Origin of the sequence: Enterococcus sp. DIV0703, from assembly GCF_051711065.1 — a bacterium.
Taxonomy (GTDB): Bacteria; Bacillota; Bacilli; order Lactobacillales; family Enterococcaceae; genus Enterococcus_B; species Enterococcus_B hirae.
Genome location: NZ_JBIOLX010000001.1, coordinates 558,814 through 579,133 on the forward strand (window position 1 = coordinate 558,814; position 20,320 = coordinate 579,133).

Here is a 20,320-nt window from a genome sequence, read left to right on the forward strand (position 1 = left end):
TTTGAAGAGTTATCAGTGAATATTAGAGGAACCAATACTTATGGTTCAGGTTTATTGTATCAGCAGGATTGTGAAACGGGTTTTGTGATCACCGCCAAACATTGTGTGGTTGGGGAAACAATTAATGACTTCAAACTATTTGATTATACCCAATCTGAACTAGAAATCTTAGAACCACCAAGATGCTCAGATAGTCTAGATTTATCGATTATCAAAGTGAAGGTAAAAAAAGGTTATCCTGAACTGCTTATAATGGAACCAGAAAATAAGCAAGAAATCGTATTTTATGGTTATCCAGAGTGTATGAAAGAAGACGGTGGAACTCCTTATCGAGGAAAGGCAACTCAAATCAGTAAGCCAGATATTTTTAAATTGGTACTGGACAATGAAATAGGATCGTCTAACAACACGGAGTATGAGAACATGCGAGGTTGCTCAGGATCAGGAGTGTACGTCGAAAGAGAAGGTAAGTGTTATTTGACTGGGATTATTACGAAACTTCAGTCAGCGGGGCAACAAGGAATTGTTGAAGGGATTCATATCGCACATATTGTTGCTTTCTTTTTAGAAGAGTTTGATATCATGCTGGTACCTCGTTGCTTGAATGATTTTAGTGAATATTTGACATCTATCATAAATGAATTACGAGAAGTAGGTGGACAAGAAAATAAGCTGATTTTTCTGATTGAAAAATGTTATCGTGAATGTTTTTCCGACATAACACCTAAATTGATCCATAATCGGTTAAGTGATTATCTGTTTCTTCCTTCTCAGAAAAATGAGGATTATACCAATAAATTCTTGTGGATCGCTTGGCTGGAGATATTGCTTTACAAGTTATTACAAACAAATATTGCTTTTGAGATTGATGATTGTTTCAAATTACTCACTCAGGAAAAGGAAAGAGCTGGTATCCATGTATTATTTACAAATCATCTAACACTTGACCGTTTCATTGGGAGTTTATTTAGAAGTACACTTTATGACAAGCTAGATAAACAAGATGTTTTGTTTGTAACTAATCAAAGGAGAAAATTTCGGGGTGGGAGTATTGCCAAGCGAGAACAAATTGAGGGAATCGTCGTGAACATCGATCATCCAGAAGTTTCTGATCGGTTAACGATTGATAATCCCAATGAAAAAAAATTATTTCCTATTGTTCATATCGATTATATCGAAAATGAAATTGATCAGATTTTACACGACACAAAAGGGTTAACAGCCGTTGAGTTTTCTCAGAGGTTTCCAGAGGAGTTAACTCGTTTGTTTGAAGAAATTGCAAACTAATGGAGGTAGATAACAATGGTAGAGATATTAAAAGAAATCACTACGTATGAAATAATAGAAAAAACGACGGGATTGACCTGTTACACGTACCAACAAGCAAACGAAAAGTATCGACTCCATTTTTTTTGTTATATATTTGATAATCAAGATGAATTATTAGCCAACTATGAAGAAATCAACGACCAGATTGCCTACAGTTTTCAAAGTCAATTAAAAAGGAAGATTGAACGATGGAATATTTATTTTTTTCTTTTTGTCAAAGCCAAAGTAGCGAAGCCAATCAAAGCCAGTATTGAACAAGACAAGTATGCAACCAGAAAGGTGATCGTGGATAATTTTCGAGAATCTGGTACTAATGATGCGCAAAAAGAAGCACAAAAAGAAGCACAAAAAGAAGCACAAAAAAATAAAATTCAAGAAAGATTATTATTGAATCTGGAACAGACAAAACCATTAAAGAAACTGGCTAAGAATGAGCGGCAAAATGATGAGAAAATCATCCATTTGTTAGCAGAATTAAAAACGATGGCTAAAAAAGAGAAAAAAGCACGAATACAAGAGTATATAAAACATGAGCTGTCAAATCTTAACGTAAAGGAAGGAACCGATGAGACTTAAATTGAAAGGGATAAAAATTGATTCGTTTCGAGCATTTGAAAGGCAAAAATATTTTGATTGTGTGAATCCTGTTTTTAATGAAATATCAAATTTGATTGTTTTGTATGCGCCAAATGGAACCGGAAAAACCTCTTTTTTTGATGCCATCGAATGGAGCTTGACTGGCGAAATCAGTCGACTGAATGAAAATAAAAATGTCCGTGATATCGCCTCCCAAGAGCGAAAGTATATTTTAAAGAACAAATATTCCTCAGCCGAAGTGGGCAGTGTGGAACTAGCATTTGATGATGGCAGTTTTTATGCATTAACAACGAAAAAGTTAAATGGAAAGCAAACAACGGATTACGTTGAAGGGAATGAGACCAAAAAAACGGTTGATTTAACAGCGAAAGAATTAAAGATTTTACGACAAAAAAATTTATTGACACACAATCAAATCGATGCTTTTTTGCGATCACAGAGTGCCGAAGGAAGATATGATGCTTTAAGTAATTTTTGGGACAAAGAAAATGTATCTGAGGATTATAAAAATCTAGTCTTATTCGTCAATGAAATGAATAAAGCATTAGGACAACAAGAAACTAAAATGAATCAGCTAACAAAAGAGATTGAAAAACTCGAAAGTAATGCAAAAATATGGCAAACAATCAACCAGCTAAAAGAAAATTATGCCAAGTTAAACGGAAAGAATAGTAAAAAAGATCCATTGTTAAAGAATCAATTAGGTTTACAAGAATTGTATATCGAATCGAACAAATTAAAAAGCAATAATCAAATAAAATTGAACCAGTTTGAAGAGGAGCGACAACAGCTAGAAAATTTAATCACAATGACCCAAGAGTATCGACAAATACCGCAGCAGATCGAATGGTCTGAAAAGCAGGTTGCTGATGTCAACGAAAAGTTAGCCCATTTGACAGAAATTGAGACAATCGAAGAAAAAAAGAAAGCACTGTTTGACGAAAAAATAGACTTGAGCAACCATCTCAAGCGTTGTAACTTTCTTATCAATCATGAAGCAGATTTTCAGGCACTAGAAATGGCTGAACAAAACAGTAATAGAGAAATCAATGAATGGATCAATCAACGAAAAAAATGTGAACAAGCATTGATTACTTTACAAAAGGAGCATCAAGAGCAAGAAGTAACATTAAGTGAGTGTCAAAATAAACGAGCGTTGCGGACGAATCAATTAACAGAAATCAAAGAATTAAACAGTTATTCCGATGTTAAAGCGAAAAGACAATTACTTGATCATGAAATCAAACAACAGAAAAAGAAAAAAATAGATTTGGAAGCCAAGTTAGGTAAGATAAAGCTAACGTTGACAAAATTGTTTTCATTACTAAACTTAGACGATCATCAGTTAAGCCAAAAAGACTATTCAAAAGATCCTGATTATTCATTTTTGTTGGAACAGATAAGCCAACTTGATGACATTTGGCAAGAAAGAAAAAAATTGGAAGTTGGTTTAGCACAAAAGAAGAAGGAACGTTCCTCTTTAGAAGATCTGGGCAGTCAGTTAGAACAGTTGAAAAAATTAGGTTATTCTATCTTAACGGATACGTCTTCGTCTGTCTGTCCATTATGTCTCCATGATCATCAAGAATTTCAACATATCATCCAAAAAATTGAAGCTAGTACGGCAGATCTTTTACCGATTGAGCAACTGACGAAGGAAATCAGCCACTTAGAAGGAATGATCGATGAATCAACTAGGCGGTTAACTGATGTAGTTTCTGGAGTAAAACAACAGATTCAGATACAAATAACGATTAAGGAAACTGAAATCAACCAACTTGACCAAGATCTGTTACAAGTAACCTTAAAATTAAAACAACAAGAAGAAGCGTATTTAACCAATGAGAAACACTGGTACAAGTTAAATGAATACAGCCAAAAATATGGGATTGACTGTGAAAAAATTGCTGAAGAAACCCAGAAAAGAGTAAAGTCACTACAGGAGGAATTGGTAAAATTAACGAATGAATACCAAAATATCAAAGAAAAAATCAATCAAAATGAACAGCTGAATGTCAAGAATACTCATACACTCAAAACGATCGAATTACATTATCAACAAGCAAAAAAAAGCTTAAATGATCTAAAAGGAAACGAACAGTATCAATATTATCAGCAAGAACAGGCGTTTTATGAAGCACTTGGTATTTCTGTTATCTCTGATTTTAAAAGGCAATGTAAACGCGAGTTAGAAAAAATCAATGAACAAGAAACCAAGCTTATTGCTGAAAAAGAACAACGACTAGAACAAGTAAATGGGAAAAGTAAAACAGAATTAGTAGAAGAACAACGAATCCAAGCAGAGCAGATTCGGCAGCTCGTTGTACGGAGGAAATATATCGAAAAGATATCTTATCAACTGTTTGACCAAGTAATCATTGCACCAGAAGAATTGGAAAAAAATAAGCAAAAGTTGACTACAGCTATTTACAAATTAAATGAAAAAAATCAACTGTTGGGTCAACTATCTGGGCTTACCAGTGATTTTATCTCTGAAACAGGTATCGAAGAGAAAAGAAGCGAACAAGCAAAAGTAAAAAAAATCTATGACCACTTAAGTAGAAAAGTACAAGAACTAAAAGAATTAAAAGACAGTAAATTAACCGAGATCAAAAAGCAAATCAAAAGTACATTTAACTTAGATACCGTCAATCAGATTTTTCAAATGATCGAACCTCACCCTGATTTTCGTAAGATTAGTTTTAAAATCAATGAAGCAAATCCCGATAAATTAGGACTGGATATTATGTGCAAACGAACAGAGGACGAAGAGGATGCCCCGATTTTATATCTAAGTTCTGCCCAAGTAAATATATTGTCTTTAAGTATTTTTCTAGGAACCGCTCTAGAGAATACAGACAAAGTGAATACGATTTTCATGGATGATCCAATCCAACACTTAGATAGTCTTAATGAATTATCCTTTATTGATCTATTAAGAATCCTTGCATTTAAGCTAGGAACACAGATCATCTTTTCCACCCATAACCGCCAGTTTTTTGACTTATGTCAGAGAAAATTAGATGCCAATTACCATAATGCCAGTTTTATCGAAATGAATTATACAGAGAATCAGTTGTAACAAATTTAGTTAGTCAGAAAAAGTGAATAAGGGAGCTCTTTGATGAGAGCTGAGGTTAGCTGAAAGATTCAGAGTATAAAACAAAAATTGCCTACAGAAGTTAAAAAAGAGACGGATAGAGAATCAATCCCAACGAATAAGGGATTGATTCTTTTTTTCTAGATTAAATACAGATAGGAAGAATATATAGATTGGATGGAGAGTTGTACTACCTATACGAAAGCAGAAGCTTTTTTAGGCTCTACACTTTTTGATATTGGCGAAATTCGCCAATATCTTTTTTATGATTTAAACGGTATAGAAAAGACATTATTCACTATTTGGGGGCTATTTAACCAGAGAAACCGAAACCTATACGACAACTTTGCGAACATTTAGAAAGTTTCTGACACAGATCCGAAATGCCCTCTGCTACAATTACTCAAATGGACCACTAGGATGTTTAAACAAGCCTATCAAAGTATTTAAACGAAATTTTTATCATTTCAAACGGCGAATTTTGATTCGTCACGGTAAAACTTTTTTAAGCAAATAAAGATACTCAGATTAGTAGGTTTTTATTTCCTATTTTTTTCAACTGGTATCAGATTTAAGCACTTATGACTGTTATTTTCGCTAGGAACAATTTCTTAAAAATGGATAGTTTTATTATTTCAATAAAATAATCATTGCTAAATCAACGATTTAAGACGGTTGTAGAATTTTTTCCAGATTGTTTGTTGACAAAAATAAAAAAACCATCTTACCATTAGTTTGTGGTTATAACCAGTTTAAAAGAAGGAGAAACCTATGGGAAATTCTTTTAAAAACAAAGCTTTGTATCATCAGTTGGTAGATTTACTTAAAAATCAGATGGAAAGTAACATGATACCCCATGATAAATTACCCTCTGAACGAGAATTAACTGCTCAATACGGAGTTAGTCGGACAACGGTTCGATTAGCTTTGAAAGAGTTGGAAAATACAGGTTATATTTATCGGAGACATGGAAAAGGAACATTTGTATCCGATATCAAAAAGAACGTAGCAGATTTAGCAGGAACTTATAGCTTTACTGAACAAATGAAAAGTTTAGGTAGAACTGCTGAGACGCGGATCTTAGCTTTTGAAAAAATTGAAGCGGACAAATTTATTGCAAAACAATTGAATCTTTCATTAGGAGAAGTAGTCTTCAAATTAAGTCGATTGCGGATAGCTGATCGGGAACCGCTTATGATCGAAGATACCTATTTGCCAGTCAAATTTTTCTTATCATTAAATGATCAGCTTTTAAGAAGCAAACCTCTATATGATCTGTTTTCCGAGGATTTTAATCAGACCGTTCGATTGGCAGATGAAGAGCTATATGCAAGTGTTGCCTCAAAGGAAGATGCGAAACAGCTGATAATCTCAGAAGGAGCACCTGTCCTTCATTTAGCACGTCAAACCTATAATATGAAAAATGAAATTATCGAATTTACTTTAAGTGTCGCCCGTGCGGATCAATTTCATTATCAGATCCGCCATATTCGAAATAGTTAGGAGAATCGAAACATGTTTACAGTAGGAAAAGAAAAACTGGATCAGCTGGGTGCTGAGATCACGACTCGCGAAATACGCCAACAGCCGGAACTTTGGGAAGAAACCCTTGATCACTATCAAACAGTTCAAAAGGAATTAGATAATTTTCTTGCAATAGTTAAAGAAAAGGCAAATGGTCAGCGAACACGTGTAATCTTCACTGGTGCAGGAACATCTCAATATGTAGGAGACACGTTAGTTCCTTATTTGCGCAAGAACGGTGATCGCCAAGCATTTAGCTTTGAAAGTATTGGAACGACTGATATTGTCGCAGAACCTGAAGAGTATTTAATTAAAGAAGAACCAACTTTACTTGTATCATTTGCGAGGAGTGGAAACAGTCCTGAAAGCTTGGCAGCAGTTGAAATTGCAAATCAGGTGGTTGATACGATCTATCATTTATCAATTACGTGTGCTGTAGAAGGAAAACTAGCTCAAATTAGTCAATCCGATTCCAATAGTTTTTTATTCTTGATGCCAGCACGTTCCAATGATAGTGGCTTTGCTATGACTGGTAGCTTTTCCTGCATGACTTTAGGAGCTTTGTTGACATTCGATCAAACAGTATTAGTGAAGAAACAACAATATCTGAAGGTTTTAAGTAATTTAGGAAATGAAGTAATTAACCGAGTAAATGAAATTGAAAAAATCGTTCAGCTTGATTTTGAACGCATTGTTTATGTTGGTTCAGGAAGTCTAGCTGGATTAACAAGGGAAGCGCAATTGAAGATTCTGGAATTGACAGCCGGAAAAATTGCTACCATCTTTGATTCATCAATGGGCTTTCGCCATGGTCCAAAGTCGTTTATTAATCAAAAAACAATCATGTTCGGTTTTGTTAATAATAATCCTTACACGCGTGATTACGACTTGGATGTCTTAGAAGAAGTGCGTGGAGATGAAATCGCTTCCGGAGTGTTCGCCATTACTCAACCAGGGCAACGGAATTTCACTGGCGATAAATTCGAGTTTACAACTGAGGCCGAATTATTGCCAGATGGCTATTTAGCACTAAGCTATATCATGGTTGCCCAAATAGTCGCTTTGTTATCATCGATTAAAGTGAATAATAAACCAGATACACCATCACCAACAGGAACAGTTAACCGAGTTGTAAAAGGTGTAACGATTCACAAATATAAGTAAAAATAAATTGGGAGGAAGAACCATGATTACATTAACCAGAGGAAAAAAAGCAGCAATGGATCGTTTATCGACAAAAGATGGTATTATCAGTGCCTTAGCGATTGATCAACGCGGAGCATTAAAAAAAATGATCAAAGCCTTAAATGTAGAATTAAATGATGAACAGATTGAGCGTTTCAAGGAGTTAGTTTCTAGTGAATTAACCCCTTATGCATCTTCTATTTTATTGGACCCAGAATATGGTCTTCCTGCTGCAAGTGCACGACATGAAGATGCTGGTTTGTTGTTGGCCTATGAAAAAACCGGCTATGATGTAACAACACCGGGACGATTGCCTGATTTATTAGCAGATTGGTCAGTTTTACGATTAAAAGAGCAAGGAGCCGATTCGATTAAGTTTCTACTTTATTATGACGTAGATGAAGATCCGGAAATCAATCATCAGAAGCATGTCTTCGTAGAACGTTTAGGTAGCGAGTGTGCCGAAGAAGATTTGCCATTCTATTTAGAATTGCTATCATATGATACCCAAATTTCAGATGTTCATTCACTTGAATATGCCAAAGTAAAACCGCATAAAGTCAATAGCATGATGAAGGAATTTTCGAAACCACAGTACAAAGTAGATGTTTTAAAGGTAGAAGTTCCTGTCAATATGAATTTTGTAGAGGGTTTCAGTACAGATGAAGTAGCGTATACCAAAGAGGAGGCGGCAAAGTACTTCTTGGAACAAAGTCAAGCGACAGATTTGCCTTTTATTTTCTTGAGTGCCGGTGTTTCTACGAAGCTATTCCAACAAACATTGTTTTTTGCTAAAGATTCAGGTTCGACCTTTAATGGTGTGCTTTGTGGTAGAGCTACTTGGAAAAATGGTGTGAAGCCGTTTATCAAATCTGGTGAGGAATCTGCTCGTGCCTGGCTGAAAAGTGAAGGTCGTGAAAATATCGAAAGCTTGAACAACGTTTTGGCACAAACAGCCAGTTCTTGGTATGACAAAGTCCAAGTTGAAAAAGAAGCAGCTGTGAACTAGGAGGAGAGCTCGTGATAGTAACTGTAACGATGAACCCGTCAATTGATATTTCCTATCCGCTTGCTTCCTTGAATGTGGATACTGTCAATCGAACAGATCAAGTTAGTAAAACAGCAGGTGGAAAAGGACTTAATGTAACCCGAGTAATCCATGATCTAAAGGGGGATGTACTCGCTACAGGAGTTCTCGGTGGGTTTCATGGGGCGTTTATTGCAGATGAATTAAAGCATGCCGGTATTAAGCAGAAATTTACAGAGATCAAAGAAGAAAGCCGAGATTCAATCGCTATTTTGCATGAAGGAAATCAAACTGAGATTTTGGAAGCGGGACCAACAGTTTCCTATGAAGAACAGCAGAATTTCCTAGAAAACTTCAAGGAGCTAATAAAAAAAGCAAAGATTGTCACAATCTCAGGTAGTCTTGCAAAAGGATTGCCATCAAATTTTTACCAAACGTTGGTCCAATTGACAGAAGAGCAGTCCGCAAAGGTTCTTGTCGATACCTCTGGGGAAAGCTTGCATCAGGTTTTAGCTGGCAAACAGAAGCCATTTTTAATCAAACCAAATCTTGAGGAATTATCGACACTACTGAGACATTCATTTTCGATTGATCGATTAGAAGAAGTCCAGGAAGAATTGATTCAACCTATCTTCGCAGGTATTGAATGGATCATTGTTTCTCTAGGAAAAGCTGGAGCTCTCGCAAAACATAAAGATTGTTTTTATCGAGTTACGCTCCCTACGATAAAAGCAGTCAACCCAGTTGGTTCAGGAGATGCTACAGTCGCTGGATTTGCCTACGGCCTATCACAAGAAATGGATGAAATAGAACTTTTGAAGTTTTGTATGGCTACTGGTATGGCTAATGCACAAGAAGGACAAACAGGTCATGTTTCACCGGTGAATATTCAATCGCATATTGAAAAAATAACTGTAAAAAAGATTGAGTGAAAAAATCGATCTAGATAAAATCAATGATTTTTTGAGACCAACTCAATTTGGTAGAAGTTCCATTTTTTGTAGGATTCAACGTACTCCAGTAGTTGTTGTGAACCTCTACGTTTCGTCACTCGGACTTGCAGAACGGTCGTTTCATCGGTAAGAATCTTTAATAATTTCGCAACATTTAAAGGAGTTGGAAATATAATTTTATTTGTTTCCGTAAAATATTCCTCATTCATGTGGATATTGTAGTCTTGTTTAAAGCGCTGACAGCTGGAATTGTAATAACACAATTCTTGAGAATTAGGATCCACATATTGTTCGGGCAAATAAGTTTGCTGATAGATATATGCAGTTTTTTAGTTTTTCGTAAATGTCTGATGTAATCATAAAATGCTAAGGCTGGCAGTTTAAGCTTGTTTAAATAGTGTGGATCATTCCCTCGAGCGATTGATAAAACTTGGACTTGATCATTACTGATAGTGAATAATTCAATGTCAGAAAACTAGACCAGTTTTTCTTTACGTGAAACAAATGAGTCACGACCTTGATGACGAATTATGAATCCATCCTTTATTCATTCAGGGAGCGAATGACTGTAATAGAGCTTACGTTAAAAATTTATATTAATTCTGCTTCTGTATAAAGTTTATTGCCATTTTGGGATGTCTAAATTAACCCTTCAAACAACATCAAAGAATTAAACTTTTCGTTAGAGTCTTTGGTTTTGTATGTATAATTTGATTTTAACACGTTCTGTTATGTTGGATAGGGTTGACTTTCTATTTCAAATTATTTGATATATCAATATATTGAAAACGCTTTTATTTAAGGAGGGAGCTTTTGAACACATTTGAGATTAAAGAAGATTTTCTTCTAAACGGTAAGCCCTTTAAGATACTCTCAGGAGCTATCCACTATTTTAGAGTGGATTCAGCCGATTGGTATCACTCGTTATATAATCTGAAAGCATTGGGATTTAATACAGTTGAAACTTATGTACCATGGAATCTACATGAACCTAAAAAAGGTGATTTCCATTTTGAGGGAATTTTGGACTTAGAACATTTTTTGTCCATTGCTGAGGAATTAGGACTATACGCGATTGTTAGACCATCTCCATATATTTGTGCAGAATGGGAGTTTGGTGGTTTTCCTGCTTGGTTACTTAATGAGGGAACTCGGATCCGAACAAATGAAACCGTTTATTTGAACCATGTGGCAGATTATTATGATGTTTTAATAAAAAAAATCGTGCCGCATCAGCTGACAAATGGTGGAAATATTTTAATGATTCAAATTGAGAATGAATACGGTTCTTATGGAGAAGAAAAAGACTATTTACGTTCGATACGTGATTTAATGTTGGACAGAGGAATAACAGTGCCATTTTTCACTTCGGATGGACCATGGCGTGCGACACTCAGAGCAGGCAGCATGATTGATGAAGATATTTTAGTTACTGGAAATTTTGGTTCAAAGGCTGAAGAAAATTTTTCTTCAATGGAAGCTTTCTTCAATGAGCATGGGAAAAAATGGCCTTTAATGTGTATGGAATTTTGGGATGGTTGGTTTAATCGTTGGAAGGAACCGATTGTACAACGTGATGCAAAAGAATTAGCTGAGGCAATCAAAGAGGTCGTGCTGAGAGGAAGTATTAACCTGTATATGTTCCATGGAGGAACAAATTTTGGATTTATGAATGGTTGCTCAGCTAGAGGAGTGATTGATTTGCCACAGATTACTTCTTATGATTACGGAGCACTCTTAGACGAGCAAGGAAATCCAACCGAAAAATATTATGCAATCCAGACAATGATTCATGAAACGTTCCCTGATATCCAACAAATGGAACCTTTGACAAAAGACACAATGGAAATGAAAGATATTCCATTAATTGATAAAGTCAGCTTATTTTCAACATTAGATACAATTAGTCAATCAGTAAAAATGAAATATCCAGAAACGATGGAAACGTTAGGACAAAATACAGGTTATATTCTGTATCGCACCTCAATAAAAAAAGATGCAGAACATGAAAGACTGAGAGTAATCGATGGAAGAGACCGTAGCCAACTATTTTTAAATCAAAAACTGCAAGCTACACAATATCAGACAGAAATTGGTGAAGATATCATTGTTCCAATGCCTCAGGAAGACAATCAATTAGATATTCTAATTGAAAATATGGGGCGTGTTAATTATGGTCATAAATTATTAGCCGATACACAAAAAAAGGGAATTCGTACAGGGGTCATGGCTGATCTACATTTTATCACTGATTGGAATCAGTATTGTTTACCACTAGAGTCATGTGAGAAGGTTGATTTTTCAAAGGAATGGCATCCTAACCAGCCAAGTTTTTATCGCTATGAAGTAACACTTGATGAAGTGGAGGATAGCTTCATTGATCTATCAAAATTTGGGAAAGGTGTTGTATTTGTTAATCAGACCAATATTGGACGTTTTTGGGAAGTTGGGCCAACACTTTCGTTATATATTCCGAAAAGCTTATTTAAAAAAGGAAACAATGAAATAGTGATTTTTGAAACAGAAGGAACTTTCCAACCAGAGATCCAATTAGTAAAAGCACCACTATATAAAGAAATGAAAGAAGGATAAACAATGAGTATTATCGGAGTAAGAATTGATGGACGTTTAATTCATGGACAAGTAGCCAACTTATGGACAACCAAGTTGAACATCACACGGATTATGGTTGTAGATGATGAAGTTGCAAAAAATGATATTGAAAAAAGTGGATTAAAGCTGGCAACTCCACCAGGAGTTAAATTAAGTGTATTGCCGATTGAAAAAGCTGCTAATAATATTTTAGCAGGAAAATATGATTCTCAACGATTATTGATTATTGCTCGGGAGCCGGATCGTTTATTGAAGTTGGTAGAATTAGGAGTCCCAATTGAAGAAATTAATGTTGGGAATATGTCACAGACGAATGAAACACGGTCCATTACTAAATCAATCAATGTGGTTGATCAAGATGTAGAAGTATTTAACAAATTACAGGCTAAAGGTGTTCGCTTAGTAGCGCAGATGGTTCCAAGTGATAAAGCAGAAAATTTTATGGCTTTGTTAGCGAAATAGGAGGATAAATAAATGGATATCTTATGGTGGCAGATCTTATTATTAACATTATACGCAGGGTATCAAATTTTAGATGAGTTACAAATTTATTCATCGTTGAGTGCACCCGTTTTTGCCGGATTATTTGCTGGTCTAGTGATGGGGGATCTAAAAGCAGGACTTATTATTGGTGGTAGTATGCAATTGACTGTACTTGGTGTTGGTACCTTTGGGGGTGCATCAAAAATTGATGCCAACTCTGGAACGATTTTAGCGACAGCTTTCTCAGTAGCGCTAGGAATGAACCCAGAGCAAGCAATTGCCGTAATTGCGGTACCAGTAGCTAGCTTGATGATTCAATTAGATATATTAGCCCGTTTTGCGAATACGTATTTTGCGCATCGCATTGATAAATTAGTTGAAGATATGAACTACAAAGGGATCGAACGTAATTTCTTAATGGGAGCCCTCTCTTGGTCACTTTCTCGTATGATTCCCGTTTTTCTAGCATTAGCATTTGGAGGAGGACTAGTAGAACAAGTGGTAGCCGTGCTAAATGGTGATTTGAAGTGGTTAGGCGATGGATTATCAGTAGCTGGAGCAGTTTTACCAGCTGTCGGTTTTGCTATTCTACTACGTTACTTGCCAGTTAAAAAGCATTTCCCTTACCTAATTTTAGGATTTACGTTAACGGCATTACTAGGAACCGTCTTTACTAACATGCAGGTTTTAGGAACGGGTGTTGCAGGGGTTGTGAAGAATTTCGAAGGAATATTTAATTCACTTCCAATGTTAGCAATTGCACTAGTTGGATTTTCTTTAGCAGCCATCAGTTACAAAAATGGACAGCTGATACCACATTCACCAGCACCTAAAGATGTTACATCGAATGATTCAGATGAAGGAGAGATTGAAGATGACGAAATCTAATTATAAGTTAACGAAGGAAGACTTTAAGCAGATCAATCGCAGAAGCTTGTTTACTTTCCAATTAGGCTGGAACTATGAACGGATGCAAGGATCAGGCTATCTTTATACAATTCTGCCGCAATTACGCAAGCTTTATGGTGATAATTCTCCTGAATTAAAAGAAATGATGAAAACTCATACACAATTCTTTAATACATCAAACTTCTTCAATACTATCGTTACTGGGATTGACTTGGCTATTGAGGAAAAGGAAGGTATTGATGGTAAAGACACTGTCTCAGGTTTAAAAGCTGGGTTGATGGGGCCTTTTGCAGCAATTGGTGATTCGATTTTCGCAGCGTTAATTCCAACAATTTTTGGAGCCTTAGCAGCCAATATGGCAATTAATGGCAACCCAACTGGAATTTTTATTTGGATTATCGCACAAATCGCTGTTATGATTTTCCGTTGGAAACAATTAGAATTTGCTTATCGTGAAGGAATCTCTTTAGTTACCACGATGCAACATCGCTTAACTGCCTTGACAGATGCTGCAACTTTGTTAGGGGTCTTCATGGTTGGAGCGTTGGTCGCTACCATGATTAATGTAAAATTGTCTTGGGCACCAAGTATTGGTGATGTGACGTTAAACATGCAAAACAACCTGGATATGATTTTACCACGATTATTACCAGCCGGTATCGTTGCAGCAATTTATTGGATGCTTGGCAAAAAGAATATGACTTCTACTAAGGCAATTTTCATAGTATTAGTGGTTTGTGTAGCATTATCAGCTTTAGGCGTGATTTCAAAATAAGTCAGGCTGATTCCAATTAGTGATGAGGAGTGGTTCAATGGGAAAACAATTAGTTTTAATTAGTCATGGACTTTTCTGTGAAGAATTGAAAAAAAGTACAGAAATGATAATGGGGCCTCAGGAAAGTATTCACACAGTAAGCCTTCTTCCTTCTGAATCAGCGGAAGATTTTCGTGAAAAGTTTGAAACAGTAATTGCCAATTTAGATGATTTCGTAGTATTAGCAGATTTAATGGGTGGCACTCCGTGTAATGTAGTTTCAAAAATAATTCTCGAGGGTCAAGTAATTGACTTATACGCAGGCATGAACATGCCAATGGTGATTGACTTCATTAACAGTCAATTAATTGGAACAGAACTTTCATTAATCGAATCTGCTACAAGTAACATTTGTTATGTGAATGGACGGATTTTCAGTGATGACGATGATGAAGATGAGTAAGATAAAATATATGAGTGATGAAGCCAAAGAAATATTTCTCTGATCAGACTATAGATAAAAGACATTTCAAACTTGTAATTTGAGTTTGGAATGTCTTTTTATCTAGTTTTGTTCAAAATTTTGGACAAAAAAGAGACCCTTTGTCAAATGATGTTGGCAAAGAGAAATTCTAGAATGATTGGTGAAAGATTGAGAAAAAAGTGTTCAGCATCAAAATTTTTTGAAGATGCCGCTTTTGTCTCATTCTCCATTTTTTTATTTTATGATTAACCGCATAAAAAAGTGGGACATTAATTAGATTTTTTCTGATTAATGTCCCAGACTCGTCTACAGACTGAGAACTTGGAAGGGATACTTTCAGGACTTTTTTAAACGGTTGACTCAATGGCTTCTTTATACTTTTCAAAAAGGGGGATAATTTGCGTGCGCTTTTTAATGTCAAGTTTAATAAAAATATTGTGGACATGAGTTTTAACCGTTCCTAATGAGAGAAAGAGCTGGTCAGCAATTTCCTGATTGGTTCGATGTGACAGTAGCAATATAAAAATTTCCGTTTCTCGTTGAGTAAACTGGTGATCCTGACAAAAGTCTTGAATCAAGAGAGAGGTGTCTTGCTTTTGTGTTTTTTCTTTCTGAGGTTGATATTTTTTGATAAAGAAGTGCAGTAATAAAACACATATAACAATCGAAAAAATATCCTCTGAGACACTACGATTATAAATTTTTGTCACTAAGGAGCTATATTGATCGACATTGAAAATCACGAAACTATCTTCAATAATGATCAAAATACTAAAGAAGAGATTGATGAACATCAATTGCTTTAAATAGTGTTTGTTCAGCAAAGGTACATCCTTTTTTGTTCCTCGCCAACAATAAATTCCTAGGTAAAACAGGAAGAGTTGATTGCCCAGATAATAGAGCCAGACTTTAAAGGCTGAATTATCCATCAGTGGGATGGTAATCATCCAAACAGCCAAAGCAAGCAGTAAAGCATAATGGAGAGGGGAAAGTTTTTCTTTTTGTAGTTCGGCAAGAATAGAAATGGAAAAAAAGGCGTTTCCCATAAAAATAATCGTTTTAACTGCTGGCGCACTCATAAATGATTGATCATAACTTTGTGCAAAGGAATTGAGGAACTCCGTCATATAAATAATCGTGTTATCAAAAATGAAGAATGCCAAATACAAACTGATCCAGAGAAATAAGTTGTTTTTTTCTTTTAAATAAGCATAAATAGCAAAAGTCATCGTGATTGAATATAGAATGATCAATAGAATGTTGTAAACAAAAATAGCTATCATATTGAATCCCCTTTCATTTTTTTCCTTACCTCAAATTTCTTATTTTAATTATAACACCGATTTTTTTATCTTTACTTTTAATTCCTATAAACTTCCTTCTAAACTTTTGTAAACCCTTGGAAAATAAATGGTTTATATCCAAAAATAAACCAGCCTGTAGCACGTATAGATCGACAATGATAACGTTTACAACCAATAGCTTATCGTAAACTCTCACTTTTTTTCCTAAAGTGAAGATGCAAAGCAAACAAATTACTTAGGGGGTTTCATTATGGGAAAAAAAGATTTTATTACAACTGAAAATTACATGAAGGAAGAGATTCAACAAATTGTTGACCTGTCATTGAAAATCAAAGCGGCCATCAAGAATGGTTTTTATCCTCCTTTGCTAAAGAACAAAGTGTTAGGGATGATCTTCCAACAGTCTTCTACCAGAACGCGGGTTTCGTTTGAAACAGCAATGACACAATTAGGGGGGCACGCAGAATATCTAGCACCAGGGCAAATTCAATTGGGTGGTCATGAAACGATAGAAGACACGAGCCGAGTTCTTTCTCGTTTAGTTGATATTTTGATGGCTCGTGTGGAACGTCATCATAGTGTGTATGACTTAGCAACGAATGCCACGATCCCAGTTATTAACGGTATGTCTGACTTCAACCACCCAACGCAAGAAATTGGCGATCTTTGCACCATGATCGAACATCTTCCAGCAGGCAAAAAAATTGAAGACTGCAAGGTTTCCTTTATTGGAGATGCCACACAAGTCTGTTTCTCTTTAGGATTGATTGCAACAAAAATGGGAATGGAATTCGTTCAATTTGGACCAGAAGGGTTCCAGTTAAACGAAGACCATCGCGCCCGACTAGACGCAATTTGCAAAGATTCTGGCGGCTCCTATACGATATCCGATCAAATCGATGTTATTGAAGGTTCGGATTTTGTTTATACAGACGTCTGGTATGGACTGTATGAAGCTGAACTATCAGAAGAGGAACGCATGCGTATTTTTTATCCTAAATACCAAGTGAATACGGACCTGATGAAACGTGCTGGGGAACAAGCGAAATTTATGCACTGCTTGCCTGCCACTCGTGGGGAAGAAGTCACAGATGAAGTCATGGATGGACCGAACTCGATCTGTTTTGATGAAGCAGAAAATCGGTTGACTTCGATTCGCGGTCTCTTAGTGTACTTGATGCGGGATTATGCGGAAAAAAATCCAATCGATGAGACCAAAAAAGCAGCGGCTAAAAAAGACTTGGAAGCTTTGCTAGGTGAAACATTTTAGACGCAAGAGATGAGGAAAGGAAATAATCTGCGTATCATGACGATGCGTGAGGATTGTCTCTGTTCTAGAGGAGGGCTAACGATCTGAAAATCGATTCTTTCTAGCAGAATCTTGATCTCACATTAATGCAGCTTTTATGCCACACCAGGATTCATGTGAGATGAGTCCGCTGGTTGCAAGAATCGTTCAATCGTTGGTCCAACCTTATTCCCTTGTACCGGAAAGGAAGAAAACAATGGGAGAAAAGAAAAAATTTAGTTTGATGAGTGCTATATTATCTGTTATTTGTGTTGTATTTGTGGCAGAAGCGGCTGCACCGGTAGCAGCAATCGGAAATTCACAATTTTTTTGGTGGATCTTTTTATTGATTGCATTCCTTTTGCCCTATGGATTGATCTCGTCAGAGTTAGGAACAACTTATATCGGTGATGGAGGTATCTATGATTGGGTGACACAAGCCTTCGGACATCGCTGGGGATCTCGCGTTTCTTGGTATTACTGGATCAATTATCCACTGTGGTTAGCTTCTCTAGCAGTAGTCTGCCCTGATTTATTGATGACGATCACAGGCAGCGAATTTTCAACAGCTGCTGCTATCATGATCGAACTGATCTTTATATGGATCATTGTTTGGATCAGTTTTTATCCGGTCAGTGACAGTGTGTGGATTTTGAATGGAGCAGCTGTTATCAAAATGCTGCTGGCAATCTTGATCGGTGGCTTAGGTCTCTATACTGCGTTTACTAAGGGTGTGGCGAATGAGTTTACTCTTTCTTCCATGCTACCAAGTTTCAATTTAAAGAGTTTGTCCTTTATTTCAGTAATCATTTTTAACTTATTAGGATTCGAAGTGATTTGTACATTCGCGAATGATATGGAAAATCCTAAAAAGCAAATCCCTCAATCGATCATTGCCGGTGGACTGGTGATTGCAGCCATTTACATTTTTTCTGCATTCGGGATCGGTGTAGCAATTCCTACGGATCAGATTAGTACAGGCAGTGGATTGATGGATAGTTTTAAGTTATTGACAGGATCAACAGGCGGCTGGTTCATTATTTCGATGGCCTTTTTATTCTTACTGACATTGTTTGGCAATATGATTTCTTGGTCGTTAGGGGTTAACAATACTGCTTGTTATGCAGCCGAAAATGACGATATGCCGAAAGTATTTGCCAAACGCAGCAAAAAAAACGGCATGCCTACTGGTGCGGCGATTATGAATGGTATTGTTGCTTCTATCGTTGTCATCATCGCACCAATTTTACCAAATCAAGATTTATTTTGGGCATTTTTCTCGTTGAACCTAGTAATGTTCCTACTATCATATGTACCTGTTTTTCCTGCGTTTTATAAATTGCGCAAAATCGATCCAGAAACACCTCGACCTTTCAAGGTGAGCGGCAGCGACTTGTTCTTGAAGGTATTAGTCGCACTACCGATGATCATGATCGTGATCTCATTGATTTTCACAGCGATTCCTTTGCAGTTTGATGCTGAATCGCTGAGTCAGCAATTACCAATCACGATTGGAGCAATTATATTTGCCCTCGTTGGTGAAATCATTATCTGGATCAAAAAAATCAAAAAAGAAGGAGTGCTGTATCATGGCAAAGCGAATCGAAAAGACCACACCGAAACAAGACGGGTTTAGAATGCCTGGAGAGTTTGAACCACAAGAGAAAGTATGGATGATTTGGCCAGAGCGTCCGGATAACTGGCGTGATGGAGGCAAACCGGCTCAAGAAGCATTTGCCGAAGTTGCAAAAGCGATCAGCAAATTCACGCCAATGAATGTGGTCGTGTCGCAACAGCAATATCAAAACTGCCGTCGTCAATTGCCTGCCGACATCACTGTCTATGAAATGTCGAACAACGATGCTTGGATTCGTGACTGTGGTCCTAGCTTTGTCATCAACGACAATGGTGAATTACGAGGCAATGACTGGGGATTCAATGCTTGGGGCGGATTAGTCGATGGCTTGTATTTCCCTTGGGATCAAGACGATTTGATTGCACAAAAGATCTGTGAAATCGAGCACGTGGATTCGTATCGAACGGAGGATTTTATTTTAGAAGGGGGCTCCTTTCATGTTGATGGAGAAGGCACTGTTTTAACGACTGAGATGTGTTTATTGAGTGAAGGTCGGAATCCTCATATGACAAAAGAAGAGATCGAACAAAAATTATGTGACTACTTAAACTGTGAGAAAGTACTTTGGTTAGGTGACGGGATCGATCCGGAAGAAACCAATGGGCATGTGGATGATGTGGCATGTTTTGTTCGTCCCGGAGAAGTGGCTTGTATCTATACTGAAGATCAAAACAGCCCATTTTATGAAGCGGCTCAAGCTGCTTACAAGCGTTTGAATGAAATGACCGATGCCAAAGGTCGCAAATTAAAAGTTCATAAGCTTTGTTGCCCAGTAGAGAATGTCACGATCAATGGGGATTTCAAGATCGATTACGTAGAAGGAACGATGCCACGTGAAGATGGCGACATTTGTATTGCTTCTTATATGAATTTTCTGATCACGAACAACGGTGTGATCGTTCCTCAGTATGGAGATAAAAATGATGCGCTGGCACTTGAGGAAATAGCAGAATTCTTTCCAGATAAAGAAGTCGTAGGCGTAAATACAGTTGAGATCGTATACGGTGGTGGAAATATTCACTGTATCACACAACAACAACCGCAAAGATAGGTGGAGGCTTATCTCAAAAATTGTCATCGCATTGGGTGGAATTTTAGGCGACGCTGCTCATGAACAATTGACCAAAGCCCAAA

The 20,320-nt window shown here is 36.6% G+C and carries 16 protein-coding genes and 1 pseudogene; 16 read left to right on the forward strand and 1 reads right to left on the reverse strand.

Features of this window, described 5'->3' with window-relative positions:
- The first annotated feature begins 15 nt into the window (after positions 1 to 15).
- The 13 genes and pseudogenes from IGK81_RS02615 (at position 16) to IGK81_RS02675 (ending at position 14,937) form a co-directional block, all read left to right on the forward strand.
- Positions 16 to 1,287 (forward strand): ABC-three component system protein, encoded by a 1,272-nt coding sequence (locus IGK81_RS02615; protein WP_232622358.1) that lies wholly within the window; start codon positions 16 to 18, stop codon positions 1,285 to 1,287.
- Between the two features lie 15 nt (positions 1,288 to 1,302).
- Complete coding sequence (locus IGK81_RS02620) at positions 1,303 to 1,905, forward strand: ABC-three component system middle component 1 (protein ID WP_034699670.1); 603 nt, start codon at positions 1,303 to 1,305, stop codon at positions 1,903 to 1,905.
- Positions 1,895 to 5,008 (forward strand): AAA family ATPase, encoded by a 3,114-nt coding sequence (locus IGK81_RS02625; protein WP_034699673.1) that lies wholly within the window; start codon positions 1,895 to 1,897, stop codon positions 5,006 to 5,008. Before IGK81_RS02620 ends, IGK81_RS02625 begins: the two co-directional genes overlap by 11 nt.
- 301 nt (positions 5,009 to 5,309) lie before the next feature.
- Positions 5,310 to 5,543 (forward strand): annotated as a pseudogene (locus IGK81_RS02630) (transposase); the annotation flags it as partial.
- Positions 5,544 to 5,797: 254 nt separating this feature from the next.
- A complete protein-coding gene (locus tag IGK81_RS02635; protein ID WP_010719963.1) occupies positions 5,798 to 6,529 on the forward strand; it encodes a GntR family transcriptional regulator in 732 nt (243 codons plus the stop codon).
- Positions 6,530 to 6,541: 12 nt separating this feature from the next.
- The gene (gene agaS / locus IGK81_RS02640; RefSeq protein ID WP_034699678.1) at positions 6,542 to 7,714 is read left to right on the forward strand and encodes an SIS domain-containing protein; all 1,173 of its coding nucleotides are present in this window, start codon (positions 6,542 to 6,544) and stop codon (positions 7,712 to 7,714) included.
- A gap of 22 nt (positions 7,715 to 7,736) precedes the next feature.
- The gene (gene lacD / locus IGK81_RS02645; RefSeq protein WP_010719961.1) at positions 7,737 to 8,744 is read left to right on the forward strand and encodes a tagatose-bisphosphate aldolase; all 1,008 of its coding nucleotides are present in this window, start codon (positions 7,737 to 7,739) and stop codon (positions 8,742 to 8,744) included.
- A gap of 11 nt (positions 8,745 to 8,755) precedes the next feature.
- Entirely contained in the window at positions 8,756 to 9,694 is a 939-nt protein-coding gene (locus tag IGK81_RS02650) for a hexose kinase (RefSeq protein ID WP_034699681.1), read from the forward strand.
- A gap of 834 nt (positions 9,695 to 10,528) precedes the next feature.
- A complete protein-coding gene (locus IGK81_RS02655; RefSeq protein WP_034699684.1) occupies positions 10,529 to 12,307 on the forward strand; it encodes a glycoside hydrolase family 35 protein in 1,779 nt (592 codons plus the stop codon).
- Positions 12,308 to 12,310: 3 nt separating this feature from the next.
- Positions 12,311 to 12,790 carry a PTS system mannose/fructose/N-acetylgalactosamine-transporter subunit IIB gene (locus tag IGK81_RS02660; protein WP_010719958.1) on the forward strand — a complete coding sequence of 160 codons (480 nt, stop codon included), beginning with the start codon at positions 12,311 to 12,313 and terminating at the stop codon, positions 12,788 to 12,790.
- Positions 12,791 to 12,802: 12 nt separating this feature from the next.
- The gene (locus IGK81_RS02665) at positions 12,803 to 13,699 is read left to right on the forward strand and encodes a PTS mannose/fructose/sorbose/N-acetylgalactosamine transporter subunit IIC (RefSeq protein WP_010719957.1); all 897 of its coding nucleotides are present in this window, start codon (positions 12,803 to 12,805) and stop codon (positions 13,697 to 13,699) included.
- Entirely contained in the window at positions 13,686 to 14,495 is an 810-nt protein-coding gene (locus IGK81_RS02670; RefSeq protein WP_010719956.1) for a PTS system mannose/fructose/sorbose family transporter subunit IID, read from the forward strand. Before IGK81_RS02665 ends, IGK81_RS02670 begins: the two co-directional genes overlap by 14 nt.
- Positions 14,496 to 14,532: 37 nt before the next feature.
- On the forward strand, positions 14,533 to 14,937 hold the full coding sequence (locus IGK81_RS02675; RefSeq protein WP_010719955.1) for a PTS sugar transporter subunit IIA: 405 nt from the start codon (positions 14,533 to 14,535) through the stop codon (positions 14,935 to 14,937).
- A 368-nt stretch (positions 14,938 to 15,305) separates the two neighbouring features.
- Here the strand turns inward: IGK81_RS02675 and IGK81_RS02680 are convergent, their stop codons facing one another.
- Positions 15,306 to 16,241, reverse strand: a complete 936-nt coding sequence (locus IGK81_RS02680) for a response regulator transcription factor (protein WP_438757482.1) — start codon at positions 16,239 to 16,241, stop codon at positions 15,306 to 15,308.
- 271 nt (positions 16,242 to 16,512) lie between these two features.
- Between IGK81_RS02680 and ptcA the strand changes: the two genes are divergently transcribed.
- The 3 genes from ptcA to aguA all read left to right on the forward strand — a co-directional run bounded on the left by ptcA (position 16,513) and on the right by aguA (position 20,237).
- Positions 16,513 to 17,532, forward strand: coding sequence for a putrescine carbamoyltransferase (gene ptcA / locus IGK81_RS02685; protein WP_034699693.1), 1,020 nt, complete (start codon positions 16,513 to 16,515; stop codon positions 17,530 to 17,532).
- A gap of 235 nt (positions 17,533 to 17,767) precedes the next feature.
- The gene (locus IGK81_RS02690) at positions 17,768 to 19,186 is read left to right on the forward strand and encodes an APC family permease (RefSeq protein ID WP_034699696.1); all 1,419 of its coding nucleotides are present in this window, start codon (positions 17,768 to 17,770) and stop codon (positions 19,184 to 19,186) included.
- Positions 19,140 to 20,237 (forward strand): agmatine deiminase, encoded by a 1,098-nt coding sequence (gene aguA / locus IGK81_RS02695; RefSeq protein ID WP_034699699.1) that lies wholly within the window; start codon positions 19,140 to 19,142, stop codon positions 20,235 to 20,237. Before IGK81_RS02690 ends, aguA begins: the two co-directional genes overlap by 47 nt.
- Positions 20,238 to 20,320: the final 83 nt, after the last annotated feature.